Source organism: Pseudomonas sp. TH34, from assembly GCF_016650865.1.
GTDB classification, from domain to species: domain Bacteria; phylum Pseudomonadota; class Gammaproteobacteria; order Pseudomonadales; family Pseudomonadaceae; genus Aquipseudomonas; species Aquipseudomonas yamanorum.
The window spans coordinates 330832-343777 of sequence record NZ_JAEKFB010000035.1 but is presented as its reverse complement, the minus strand read 5'-3'; the positions used below and the strand labels follow the sequence as shown (position 1 = coordinate 343777).

Annotated in this window: 10 protein-coding genes; 6 read left to right on the top strand and 4 right to left on the bottom strand. The window is 62.0% G+C overall.

Annotated features, from left to right (window positions below):
* Positions 1-177: 177 nt before the first annotated feature.
* From JFU58_RS30810 to JFU58_RS30800, 3 genes are all read right to left on the bottom strand, one after another.
* Entirely contained in the window at positions 178-882 is a 705-nt protein-coding gene (locus JFU58_RS30810) for an SPOR domain-containing protein (protein WP_017478234.1), read from the bottom strand.
* A gap of 1 nt (position 883) precedes the next feature.
* A complete protein-coding gene (argS, locus tag JFU58_RS30805) occupies positions 884-2620 on the bottom strand; it encodes an arginine--tRNA ligase (protein WP_017478235.1) in 1737 nt (578 codons plus the stop codon).
* A 151-nt stretch (positions 2621-2771) separates the two neighbouring features.
* Positions 2772-4991: a primosomal protein N' gene (locus JFU58_RS30800; RefSeq protein WP_008439257.1), complete on the bottom strand. Its 2220-nt coding sequence runs from the start codon at positions 4989-4991 to the stop codon at positions 2772-2774.
* A 297-nt stretch (positions 4992-5288) separates the two neighbouring features.
* Here JFU58_RS30800 and rpmE point away from each other — a divergent pair, with 297 nt between their 5' ends.
* The 3 genes from rpmE to JFU58_RS30785 all read left to right on the top strand — a co-directional run bounded on the left by rpmE (position 5289) and on the right by JFU58_RS30785 (position 7799).
* Positions 5289-5519, top strand: coding sequence for a 50S ribosomal protein L31 (gene rpmE / locus JFU58_RS30795; protein WP_003209330.1), 231 nt, complete (start codon positions 5289-5291; stop codon positions 5517-5519).
* Positions 5520-5560: 41 nt separating this feature from the next.
* Positions 5561-6349, top strand: coding sequence for a thermonuclease family protein (locus JFU58_RS30790; RefSeq protein WP_201143113.1), 789 nt, complete (start codon positions 5561-5563; stop codon positions 6347-6349).
* Positions 6350-6530: 181 nt separating this feature from the next.
* Positions 6531-7799: a malic enzyme-like NAD(P)-binding protein gene (locus tag JFU58_RS30785; protein ID WP_017478238.1), complete on the top strand. Its 1269-nt coding sequence runs from the start codon at positions 6531-6533 to the stop codon at positions 7797-7799.
* 195 nt (positions 7800-7994) lie between these two features.
* Here the strand turns inward: JFU58_RS30785 and JFU58_RS30780 are convergent, their stop codons facing one another.
* The gene (locus tag JFU58_RS30780; protein ID WP_371103579.1) at positions 7995-10451 is read right to left on the bottom strand and encodes a penicillin-binding protein 1A; all 2457 of its coding nucleotides are present in this window, start codon (positions 10449-10451) and stop codon (positions 7995-7997) included.
* Between the two features lie 220 nt (positions 10452-10671).
* On the opposite strand from JFU58_RS30780, the gene pilM reads away from it, so the two are divergent.
* The 3 genes from pilM to JFU58_RS30765 are packed head-to-tail and all read left to right on the top strand — an operon-like array spanning position 10672 to position 12886.
* Complete coding sequence (gene pilM / locus JFU58_RS30775; protein WP_177025870.1) at positions 10672-11325, top strand: type IV pilus biogenesis protein PilM; 654 nt, start codon at positions 10672-10674, stop codon at positions 11323-11325.
* Entirely contained in the window at positions 11325-11876 is a 552-nt protein-coding gene (locus JFU58_RS30770) for a PilN domain-containing protein (protein WP_063033468.1), read from the top strand. Before pilM ends, JFU58_RS30770 begins: the two co-directional genes overlap by 1 nt.
* Entirely contained in the window at positions 11873-12886 is a 1014-nt protein-coding gene (locus tag JFU58_RS30765) for a pilus assembly protein PilP (RefSeq protein WP_201143034.1), read from the top strand. The genes JFU58_RS30770 and JFU58_RS30765 overlap by 4 nt, the downstream gene beginning before the upstream one ends.
* Positions 12887-12946: the final 60 nt, after the last annotated feature.

Here is a 12946-nt window from a genome sequence, read left to right as displayed (position 1 = left end):
GGACGAGTGGTGAATCTGTGTGAACCGAGGTTTTAAATACAATGAAAACCAATGTGGGAGCCGGGCTTGCCCGCGATGGTGGTGGGTCAGTCACCGAAAATATTGACTGTTCCACCGCCATCGCGGGCAAGCCCGGCTCCCACATTTGATCTGCTGTGACCTCGGAGTCGGGGCCGATCAGCGGCTTTGGCGTTGTTGTAACAACAGGTTGCTAAACCCTGCACCCGCCAGTTGTTTCTGGGCCACGGTCAGCTGTTCACGGTTGCTGAACGGCCCTACCAGCACGCGATACCAGGTCGCATCCTTAACCGTCCCGGATTCCACCGTCACCGCCTGCCCCAACAGAATGATCTGCGCACGCACACGGTCCGCATCCGCCTGTTTCGGGAACGAGCCCGCCTGCAGGAAGAACTTGGTCACCGGCGCTGCTTTAGTCGTAGCGACTGGCGGCGGCGGCGGCGGGGTAATCCCGGCCAATGCCGCCTGGGCCCGTGCAGTGTCGATTTTCGCCGCTTCCGCCGGAGTCACAGGTGTGGTCGGCACCGGCTGTGGTGTCGGCAGGGTTTTTTCCGGTACGGCATCCGGCGGCACGATCACTTCCGATTCCGGCAGCAATGTGTAGAAGTCGTACTTCGGCTTCACCGGCGCAGTCGGGCTCGGGACGGTCTTGTTCGCTTCGGCCATTTTCGTGGCCCTCTGCTGCTCTTGCTTGACCCGTTTGACGTCATCGCCCTTGCCCGGGTCCAGCTTCATCAGGAACACGACAAACGCGCCGACCGTCAGGCCGATCGCCATCCACAACCAGCCCGGAATAGGTTTCTTCGCAGGTGCCTGGTAGCGGCTGGCGCCGCGCTTGGGTGCAGGTTTTTTCTTGGCAGCCAACTTACATACGCTCCAGAGTTTCCAGGCCCAACAATTCCAGGCCTTGCTTGAGGGTCCGTCCTGCCAGTGCGGCGAGGCGCAGGCGGCTCTGCTTTTGGGCTTCGTCGTCTGCGGTCAGGATCGGGCAGTTCTCGTAGAAGCTGGAGAACAAACCGGCGACTTCGTACAAATAGGTGCAGAGGATGTGCGGCGTGCCTTTTTCACCAACGCTGTTCAGCACTTCGCCGAATTGCGCCAGCTTGGCCGCCAGTTCCTGCTCGTGCGGCGCTTCAAGGTTGATCTGGCCTTCGACTTCACTGAAGTCCTTGCCCAGCTTGCGGAACACACCGGCCACCCGGGTGTAGGCATACAGCAGGTACGGCGCGGTGTTGCCTTCGAAGTTGAGCATCAGCTCGAAGTTGAAGCTGTAGTCGCTGGTACGGTGCTTGGACAGGTCGGCGTATTTCACCGCGCCAATCCCCACCACGCGGGCGATATTGCGCAGGTCGGCTTCGGCCAGCTCCGGGTTCTTTTCCTTCACCAGGTTGTAGGCGCGGTCCTGGGCTTCGTTCAGCAGGTCGATCAGCTTCACGGTGCCGCCGTCACGGGTCTTGAACGGGCGGCCATCGGCGCCGTTCATGGTGCCGAAGCCCATGTGTTCCATCTGCATCGGATGGGTGACGAAACCGGCGCGGCGCGCCACTTCGAACACTTGCTGGAAGTGCAGGGCCTGGCGCTGGTCAACGAAATACAGGGCGCGGTCGGCTTTCAGCACGCCGCTGCGGTAGCGCACGGCGGCCAGGTCGGTGGTGGCGTAGAGGTAGCCGCCATCGGCCTTGACGATGATCACCGGCAGCGGGTCGCCGTCGGCCGTCTTGAATTCTTCGAGGAACACGCACTGGGCACCGTTGCTCTCAACCAGCAGGCCCTTGGCCTTGAGGTCGTTGACCACGTTGATCAGGTCGTCGTTGTAGGCGCTTTCGCCCATCACGTCGGCCATGGTCAATTTGACGTTGAGCAGCTCGTAGATTTCCTGGCAGTGGGACAGGGATATCTCGCGGAAGCGGCCCCACAGCTCCAGGCATTCGGCATCGCCGGCTTGCAGCTTGACCACCAGGCCACGGGCGCGGTCGGCGAATTCTTCGGATTCGTCGAAACGCTTCTTGGCGGCGCGGTAGAAGTTCTCCAGGTCCGACAGCTCGTTGCTGGTGATCGGGTTTTCCTGCAGGTACGCCATCAACATGCCGAACTGGGTGCCCCAGTCGCCCACGTGGTTCTGGCGGATGACGTCGTCGCCGAGGAATTCCAGGACCCGCGCTACGCCGTCACCAATGATGGTGGAGCGCAAGTGACCTACGTGCATTTCCTTGGCCAGGTTCGGTGCCGACAGGTCGATGGCCACGCGTTGTGTCGGGCCGGCCTTGCGTACGCCGATTTTGGCATCCGCCAGGGCCGCGTCCAGGCGCGAAGCCAGGGCCTGGGTGTTCTGGAAGAAGTTGATAAAGCCAGGGCCGGCGATTTCAGCCTTGGTCACCTGCGGGTCGGCCGGCAGCGCGGCGATGATTTTTTCCGCCAGATCGCGTGGCTTCAGGCCGGCCGGCTTGGCCAGCATCATCGCGATGTTGCTGGCGAAATCACCGTGGGTCTTGTCTCGGGTATTTTCCACCTGGATCGCCGGCGTCAGGCCTTCAGGCAACACACCTTCGTTGACGAGTTGGGTGAGGGCTTGTTGGATCAGCTGGCGAATGGTGTCTTTCATGGTGTTCTCTTTCGACCGCAAGCGGTGGCGCGCGATGCGCAGGTGGAAAAACTGGGCATTATCCGTGGCGAGGGCGGGCTTGCCAACCTTCGCTGGACCTTGACGGACGATTAACCTGTGGCGAGGGAGCAAGCTCCCTCGCCACAGGGGGTTAGTACAAATCTACCGGGTCTACGTCCAACGACCATCTCACTTGTCGCCCGCTGGGCATTTGCTCCAGGGCAAGTAACCAGCTGCTTAATAAGCGATGCAGCGGGGCGCGGGCACTGGCTTGCAAGAGTAGCTGGGCGCGGTAACGACCGGCGCGGCGTTCCATGGGCGCGGGCACCGGCCCGAGCAATTCGATGCCGGTCAGACCCAGCTCCCCCAGCAAACGTTCAGCCTCGCTGCACGCTTCATCCAGGAAACCTTCGGCCTGCCCCGGCTTGTGCGCCTCGGCCCGCAGCAGCGCCAGATGCGCAAACGGCGGCAAGCCGGCCGAGCGGCGTTCGCTCAAGGCCTGTTCGGCGAAGGCAAAGTAGCCTTGCTCCGTCAGTTGAATCAGCAATGGATGGTCGGCCAGGTGCGTCTGGATGATCACCTTGCCGGGCTCTTCAGCCCGACCGGCACGGCCTGCGACCTGCACGATCAGCTGTGCCATGCGTTCGCTGGCGCGGAAGTCCCCGGAGAATAACCCGCCGTCGGCATCCAGGATCGACACCAGGGTCACCCGCGGGAAGTGATGCCCTTTGGCGAGCATCTGGGTGCCCACCAAAATGCACGGCTGGCCCTTCTGGATCGTGGCGAACAGCTGATTCATCGCGTCCTTGCGCGACGTGCTGTCACGGTCGACCCGCAGCACCGGGTAATCCGGGAACAGAATGCCCAGCCGCTCCTCGGCGCGCTCGGTGCCTGCGCCCACCGGACGCAAGTCGACTTTGCCGCACTGCGGGCAGTGACGCGGCACCCGTTCCACATGGCCGCAGTGATGGCAGCGCAATTCGCCGGAGCGCTGGTGTACGGTCATTCGCGCATCGCAGCGATTGCACTCGGACATCCAGCCGCAGTCATGGCACAGCAGCGTCGGCGCAAAACCCCGGCGGTTGAGGAACACCAGCACTTGCTGGCCCGCCGCGAGGGTTTGGCCGATGGCTTGTTGCATTGGCCCGGAAATGCCGCTGTCCAGCGGGCGACTTTTCACGTCCAGGCGCAGGAAGCGTGGCTGCTTGGCGCCGCCGGCCCGCTCGTTGAGACGCAGCAGGCCGTAGCGACCGGTGTAGGCGTTGTGCAGGCTTTCCAGGGAGGGCGTGGCCGAACCCAGCACAATCGGGATGTTTTCCTGGCGGGCCCGCACCAGTGCCAGGTCGCGGGCGTGGTAGCGCAAGCCTTCCTGCTGTTTATAGGAGCCGTCGTGTTCTTCGTCGATGATGATCAGCCCGGGATTTTTCATCGGGGTGAACAGCGCCGAGCGGGTACCAATAATAATGTCGGCCTCGCCGTCCCGGGCGGCAAGCCAGGATTCCAGGCGCTCGCGGTCGTTGACCGCCGAGTGCACCAGGGCGATGCGCGCGTTGAAGCGCTGCTCGAAACGCGCCAGGGTTTGCGGGCCGAGGTTGATCTCGGGGATCAACACCAACGCCTGTTTGCCGGCCTCGAGGGTTTCGCGGATCAGCTGTAAATAGACTTCGGTCTTGCCGCTGCCGGTGACGCCGGCCAGCAGGAACGCGTGGAAGCTGTCGAAGCCGGCGCGAATTGCCTCGTAGGCGGCGCGTTGTTCGGGGTTGAGCGGCAATTCCGGCTGAGCCAGCCAGTGTTCGTGGCGCTCGCCGGGGGCGTGCTTGCGGATCTCCACCTGCACCAAACCCTTGGCGAGCAGCAAGTCCAGGCTGTCCTTGCTCAGCATCAGCTTGCTTAACAGCTGATGGGCGACGCCGTGGGGATGCTGGGCCAGGGTTGCCAGAGCTTCACGCTGGCGCGGGGCGCGGGCGATGCGCGGGTCGTCCATGCGCGCCCCCGGGACCATCGACCAGAAACGCTCCTGGCGCGCCTCGGCCAACTCGCCCTGGCGCAACAGCACCGGCAGCGCCCAGCTCAGGGTGTCACCCAGGCTGTGTTGGTAATACTGCGAGGTCCACAGGCACAGCTTGAACAGCGCGGGCGGCAACGGCGGCGTGCTGTCGAGGATCGCCACGGCGGGCTTGAGCTTCTCGGCGGGCACTTCGCTGTGATCGGCGACTTCCACCAGGATGCCGATCATCTCCCGCCGGCCAAACGGCACGCGCACACGCATGCCGGGCTGCAGCTGCGACCGCAATACACCGGCAGGGGCCCGATAATCGAACAGGCGGCGCAGGGGCGAGGGCAGGGCGAGGCGCAAAATGGCGTCGGGCACGCGGGGGTTCTCATATGACGGGCGGCGAAGAAGGGCGGGAGCCTAGCAGACCAGCGGTGGATGTGGGAGCCGGGCTTGCCCGCGATAGTAACGATACGGTGCACCTGCGACACCGCAGCGTCTGCATCGCGGGCAAGCCCGGCTCCCACAGAGCCTTGTGTATGCCGCGCTTTTCTGATGAAAGGGGCCGTTGTGCTTCTTGCGCGTTTAAAAAGGTCTGGTAGAATCCGCGGCCTAATTACGTGCGGTATTCAACAATAGTGTTGATTGGCGGCACGCTAGCCTGAGGAATACACCATGAAAGCCGATATCCATCCAAACTATGTTGCCATCGACGTTACCTGCAGCTGCGGTAACAAGTTCGAAACCCGTTCGACTTTCGGCAAAGCTCTGCCAATCGACGTGTGCAACGAGTGCCACCCGTTCTACACCGGTAAGCAGAAGACTCTGGATGTTGGCGGCCGTGTTGACCGCTTCAAGACCCGCTTCGGTGCTTTCGGCGCTAAAGCTGCTCCTAAAGCTGAGTAAGGCTGGTCCGCTTGGATGGCCTGTATGGCTTGTCCTCGCTGATGAAAAAGGCGTCCCTTGTGGGCGCCTTTTTTGTGTCTGCGATTTGGCTGGCGCCCGCCCAGGCCGAGGTCTTCTGCCCGGCGCCCGGCAATGTCGCTATTTTTGACGTGCAGCGGGTGGTGGATGGCGACACGGTGCGCCTCAAGGACGGCCGCAACGTGCGCATGATCGGCGTCAATGCCCCGGAAACCGGCAAGAAGGGCCGCACTGACGAGCCCTTCGCCGTGGCCGCTCGCGAGCGCCTGCAAAGCCTGGTGGATGCGAGCGGTGGGCGCGTTGGCGTGGTGCCCGGACGGGAGAGCAAGGACCGTTACGGTCGCACCCTGGCCCATCTTTACGGCGCCAATGGCGAAAATCTGGAGGCGCAGTTGCTCGCCGAAGGCCTCGGCTTCCAGGTGGCCGTCGCGCCGAATGTGGAGCTGGTGGCCTGCCAGCAAGCCGCCGAACGCGGTGCCCGGCAGGCCCGGTTGGGGCTGTGGCGCCAGTCACCGGTGGTCGATGCGGCGAAGATCCGGCGTTCGGGCTTTGCGGTGGTCAGCGGCCAGGTGAGCAAAATCGAACGCAATCGCGGTGGAGTCTGGATTGAGTTGCAGGGCTCACTGGTATTACGCATTGCGCCCAATCGGGTGGCCGCGTTCGACAGTGCATTGTTGAAGGGTTTACAGGGGCAATCCATCGAGGCGCGCGGCTGGGTGCTGGACCGTTCCCGGCGCGGTGGCCTGGAAAATGGCCAGGCACGCTGGCTGCTGCCACTGACCGATCCCGGCATGCTTCAGCGGGTGCCGTAAGAAAAAATTGTAGACATTTTTTCGCGTGATTGTGAACAGTTGAGCCCTTGTATCCCGTGGCTCTTGGCCAAAAGTCGTAGGGCAAGGCCCTTGACACCTGTGACTGCCCAGTCTTGTGGGGACTTTGCGACACGCGTATCCTCGGCGGTCCGTCGACCAACAGTAAAAGCGGAATGCCGATATGTCTGATTTGAAAACTGCCGCTCTCGAATATCATGCCCATCCTCGTCCAGGAAAGCTGAGTGTAGAGCTCACCAAAGCCACTGCCACCGCCCGCGACCTGTCGCTGGCCTACAGCCCTGGCGTTGCCGAGCCCGTACGTGAAATCGCCCGCGATCCTGAACTGGCCTACAAGTACACCGGCAAAGGCAACCTGGTTGCAGTGATCTCTGATGGCACCGCGATCCTCGGCCTGGGTAACCTCGGCCCATTGGCTTCCAAGCCAGTCATGGAAGGTAAAGGCGTACTGTTCAAGCGCTTCGCCGGCATTGACGTATTCGACATCGAAGTCGATTCCGAAAGCCCGCAGGCTTTCATCGACACCGTAAAGCGCATCTCCATCACATTCGGTGGCATCAACCTGGAAGACATCAAGGCACCTGAGTGCTTCGAGATCGAAAAGGCCCTGATCGAACAGTGCGACATCCCGGTATTCCACGATGACCAGCACGGCACCGCGATCGTTACCGCGGCCGGCATGATCAACGCCCTGGAAATCGCTGGCAAAACCCTCGGCGAAGCCAAGATCGTTTGCCTGGGCGCCGGCGCTGCGGCCATCTCCTGCATGAAGTTGCTGGTGAGCATGGGCGCCAAGCTGGAAAACATCTACATGGTCGACAGCAAGGGCGTTGTGCAGTCCGAGCGTACCGACCTGAACCAGTACAAGGCGATGTTCGCGCATCCGTCCTCCAAGCGTACCCTGGCTGACGCCCTTGACGGTGCAGACGTGTTCGTTGGCCTGTCCGGTCCGAACCTGCTGAGCGCCGAAGGCCTCAAGTCCATGGCCGCCAACCCGATCGTGTTCGCGTGCTCCAACCCGGATCCGGAAATCTCCCCGGAACTGGCCCACGCCACCCGCAACGACGTGATCATGGCCACCGGCCGTTCGGACTACCCGAACCAGGTCAACAACGTACTGGGCTTCCCGTTCATCTTCCGTGGTGCCCTGGACGTTCGCGCCAAGCGCATCAACGAAGAAATGAAAGTAGCTGCCGCCAACGCCCTGCGCGAACTGGCCAAGCTGCCGGTACCGCAGGACGTTTGTGACGCCTACGGCGGTGCGAAACTGGAATTCGGTCGTGAGTACATCATCCCGAAACCAATGGACAAGCGCCTGATCACCCTGATCTCCGATGCTGTGGCTAAAGCTGCGATCGAGACCGGTGTGGCCACCCTGCCGTATCCGAAGAACTACCCGCTGAAAAGCGTGGACGATGTGTTCAACGGCTAAGCCGTTGTAGCGCACCAACAAAAAGCCCCGGCTCTTGCGAGTCGGGGCTTTTTTTGTGGCTGGCAATTAGCTCGAGCCTGGCGGTGATCCAAATGTGGGAGCGGGCTTGCTCGCGAAGACGGTGTGTCAGTCGGCCCATCTGAGCCTGATACCCCGCTTTCGCGAGCAAGCCCGCTCCCACATTGGATCTGCGGGTTAGAACAAGTCGATCGGTGCCGCCTCATCCGCCGGCAGCGGGCTGCCCGGTGCAACGCCGTTGCCCAGTTCGTTGACCGATGGCGGCGTGTCCTCGCTCTTGAACAGCTCGAAGTACGCATTCGGCGTGCTCGGCGCTGCTGCTCGGCCGCTGACCGGGTCGATCCGCAGGCTGAGTATGCCTTCCGGCTCCGGCTGGGTGTGCAGCGGCTTGTCCTTCAATGCAGCACCCATGTAGCTCATCCAGATCGGCAGCGCGACGGTGCCACCGAACTCCCGGCGACCGAGGCTTTCCGGCTGGTCGTAACCGGTCCATACGGTGGTCACGTAGTCTCCGTTGTAGCCCGAGAACCACGCATCCTTGGATTCGTTGGTGGTACCGGTCTTGCCGGCGATGTCGGCGCGGCCCAGGGCCAGGGCGCGACGCCCCGTACCTTTCTTGATCACGTCTTCCAGGATGCTGTTGAGGATGTAGGTGGTGCGGCCATCCACAACGCGTTCGGCTACCGCCGGCGCTTGTGGTGCGGCAGGGGCGCCGGCGGCCGGTGCTTCGCCTGGCGTCGGCTCGATGGTGATGCCGCCGTTGGTCGGTGCTGCCTGGCCGTCAGTGGCGGCGACGCCATTGACCACGTCGCCCGGTACCCGCGGCGGGTTGGCGGTAAACAGGGTTTCGCCGCTACGGCTTTCGATCTTGTCGATCAGGTACGGGGTGATCTTGTAGCCGCCGTTGGCAAAGGTGCTCCAGCCGGTGGCGATTTCCATCGGCGTCAGCGTGGCGGTACCCAGTGCCAGGGACAGGTTGGGCGGCAGGTCCGACTTGTTGAAGCCGAAGCGGGTGATGTAGTCGATGGTCTTGCCTACGCCCATCGCCTGCAGCAGGCGGATCGACACCAGGTTACGCGACTTGTACAGCGCCTCGCGGACGCGGATCGGGCCGAGGAAGGTGTTGGTGTCGTTCTTCGGGCGCCAGACCTTGTCCAGGTACTCGTCGACAAACACGATCGGCGCATCGTTGACCAGGCTGGCGGCGGTGTAGCCGTTATCCAGGGCGGCGCTGTAGATGAACGGCTTGAAGCTCGAGCCCGGCTGGCGCTTGGCCTGGGTGGCGCGGTTATAGTTGCTCTGCTCGAAGGCAAACCCGCCGACCAGGGCGCGGATTGCACCGTTCTGCGGGTCAAGCGACACCAGGGCGCCCTGTGCCACGGGCACCTGGCTGAATTTCAGGCTGTCGTCCTTCTGGCGCTGCACACGAATCAGGTCGCCGACCTGGGCCACGTCCGACGGCTGCTTGGGCATCGCCCCCATGCTGTTGGTGTTCAGGAACGGGCGGGCCCATTTCATGCTGTCCCACGACACATGTTCTTCGCCGGTGCGGGTCAGTACCTGCACGCCATCTTTTTTCACCTGGGTGACGATGGCTGGCTCAAGGCCGCTGATCGGGCGTTGTTTGCCCAGTTCGACGGTCCAGGCGCTCAGGGTCTTGCCCGGCAGGCGCGATTCAGGGCCGCGGTAGCCGTGGCGCTGGTCATAGGCGATCAAGCCTTCGTGTACCGATTTATTGGCGATTTCCTGCAGGTTGCTCGGAATCGTCGTGGTCACGCGGAAGCCTTCGGTGTACGCCTCGCTGCCATAACGGCCGACCATCTCGGCACGGGCCATTTCGGCGATATAAGGGGCATTCACTTCCGGGGTCGGCACGTGATAACTGGCGTTCAACGGCTCGGCCACCGCACTTTCGTATGCGGCCTGGTCGATTTTGCCCAGCTTGTACATGCGGCCCAGGATCCAGTCGCGGCGCTCTTTGCTGCGCGCCGGGTTGGCCAGCGGGTTGAAGCGCGAAGGCGCCTTGGGCAGGCCGGCAATCATCGCCATCTGCGCCAGGCTGGCGTCACGAATCGACTTGCCGTAGTAAACCTGGGAAGCCGCCTCGATGCCGTAGGCACGGTTGCCGAGGTAGATCTTGTTGACGTACAGCTCAAGGATCTCGTCCTTGGTCAGCTGACGTTCGATCTGCAACGCCAGGAGAATTTCCGTGGCCTTGCGGGAAAAGCTGCGTTCGCTGGTGAGGAAGAAGTTCTTCGCGACCTGCATGGTGATGGTGCTGCCACCGGACTGAATGTGTCCGCTTTTTACCAACTGCGTGGCGGCCCGCACCAGGCTGCTTGGGTCAACGCCATAGTGGTTGGCGAAATTATCGTCTTCAGCCGACAGCAGGGCGTTGATGAAATTGGGTGGAATGTCGGCGAAACGGATCGGGGTGCGGCGCATTTCGCCGAACTCCGCGATCAGTTTTTCATCGCTGCTGTAGACCCGCAAAGGAATCTGCAACTGGATACTTCTCAGGGCCTCTACGGAGGGCAAACCCGGACTAAGGTAGAGATAGGCCCCGCTGAGCACGAGCATCAGCCCGCAGACGATCGCGACAATGGAGTACCCGAAAAACTTCAGCAGACGAATCAAGGCTTTTGGATTTCCAAGGAAAAGAATGGGTTAGGCGTCGGGGCATGCACGGCAAGCGGTGGATCGACCCGGCCAGCAGATAAACGCGGGAAAAAACGCTGGGCATTAAAGCATTTTTCGGCTTCGGGCGTCATTCGCACCGCTCATACAAGCCGACCGAATGCATGAAGCCTGGCAGCAATCAGTCCGTAAGACAGGGAAAGTTTTGGGGAGTTTTATGATAAAGGGATTTTTCAGGCGAAAAGCCGATGCCGTCCTGGGTATCGACATCAATGACGCCGGCGTCAAGCTGGTGGAACTCGAGGTTTCAGGCAACGGCTACAGCGTCCGCGGCTACGCCATGCAGCCGTTGCCGGCCCATGCGGTGGTCGACAGTAGCGTGGTGGATTTTGATGCCGTCGCACAGGCCCTTTCCAGAGCACTGGCACAGGTGCATACCTCGCTCCGACAAGCCGCCGTCGCCGTCGCCGGGCCTTCGGTGATCACTCGTGTGCTCGAGATGGACGCCGGGCTCACTGATGCAGAAATGGTGCAACGAATCCACGGGGAAGCCGACCAGTACATTCCTTATCCGCTGGAGGATGTGGCCATCGACTTTCAGGTGCAGGGCCCGTCGGCCCATGACTCGCAAAGCGTCGATGTGCTGCTGGTTGCCTGCCTCAAGGAACAGGTAGAGGCCCGTGAGGCGGTTTTGGCCTTGGCGGGGCTGGCGACACGGATAGTGGATGTCGAAGCATTTGCATTGGCTCGCGTGGGCAGGCAGGCTTCGGACAGCATCACGCCGGGCCGTCGTGTCGATGGCGCGCAATGGGCCGTGGATGCCCAGGGAATGGGAGTGGCCTGCGGGTTGGCCCTGAGGAGTTTCGACTGATGACACGAATCAACCTGCTGCCGTGGCGCGCAGAACGGAACCAGCGGCGGCGCAAATATTTTCTGGTGTTCCTGGCGGGGGCTGCAACTGTGGCGCTGGCTGCGGTATGGCTGGCAGACCAGGTGATCGACCGCGCGATTGATCGGCAATTGGCCCGTAACAGCCAACTGAAGGTGGGCGTTACCGGGCTCGACTCGCGGATCAAGGCCATCGACGAGCTGCATGAGCAACGCCAGCAGTTGATGGAACGGATGAAAGTTGTGCAGGGTTTGCAGGACGATCGTTCGGCGGGCGTTCAGTTGCTGGACCAATTGGCTCGTGCCATGCCGGATGGGGTGCAGTTGCGTGAGGTGAGTGTTGATGGTGGATCTGTTTCGATCAGCGGTACTGCCGAATCGAACCGTGATATTGCTCAGTTGATGCGTGGCCTTGAGGCAACCGGTGACTTGCAGGCGCCCCGGCTTCAACGGGTTAGCGGTGCGCAGGGCGGTGACGACAATAGCTTTCAGCTGACGGTTCGCCATGGTCATTCCGATGAGGTGCGCCCATGAGAGGGGCGTCAGGCCTGCCAGGGCTGACGGAATCCGATATCACCCAGTTCTGTCGAAACGCTCTCGACTGGCCCCTGCCGGGCAAGGCTTTACTGGGGAGCGCGGTTTTTTGCCTGCTGTGGGCAGTAGGCAACACCTTCTACTTGAGCGGGACGCGGGAGCAACTGCGCCAGCTTGAGGCGCAGGAAGTGACGCTTGAGCAGCAGATCGCGCTGAAAACCAGCCAGTCTGCCGGCCTGGAATCCCAGGCCCGGGAACTCGAAACGATGCGAGGCCGTTTCGCCAACCTGTTGCGGCAGTTGCCTGTTGATACCCAGGTGCCCGGCCTGCTTGAGGATATTGGCCACCTGAGTGCCGCCAATGGCTTGGTGCTGGAGGCCATCGAACTTCGGGATGACCAGCCTCGGGCCTTGTACATCGAGTCGCCCCTGCAGATTGGAGTGACCGGGACTTTTCACGAGCTGGCGGCGTTCATCAACGGCATGGCCGGCTTGCCAAGGATTGTCACGGTCCATGACTTGGCGTTCAGTCATGTCGATCGCTCCCTGTTGCGCCTCAGCCTGGTGGCGAAGACTTATCGGCACAACCGACAGGCGAGCGATGACCTTGAGGTTGGCCTACGCGAGCCGTCGTCTGCTTTCGTAGAGCCAATTGCCTACGATTTTGCATCCTTACGCGATCCTTTCCAGCCACCCTTTCGCCAGCTTGTGAGGCCCGCTGGGCGACCGGCTACCGGACCGGATTTAGCCAGGCCCCGCGGAATCCTCGAAGGCTTCGCTGTTGAGCAGTTCGAGATGGTGGGGACCTTGTCCCTTGGTGCCCAAACCTTCGCCCTGCTGCGGGGAGCGTCGTCTGTCCATCGGCTGGCAATCGGCGATTACCTGGGCCCGGACCACGGGCGCATCACGGCGATTCATGACTCCCATGTCGAACTGGCCGAGCTTTTCCCGGACGGCCAGGGCGCTTGGCTGGAACGCTCGCAAACCCTTGCCCTGAACGTGAATTCATAACGGAAACAAACAATGAAAAGGACTTTTTCGTCCTTCGGTGTGGCGCTATGGATAGCGTTC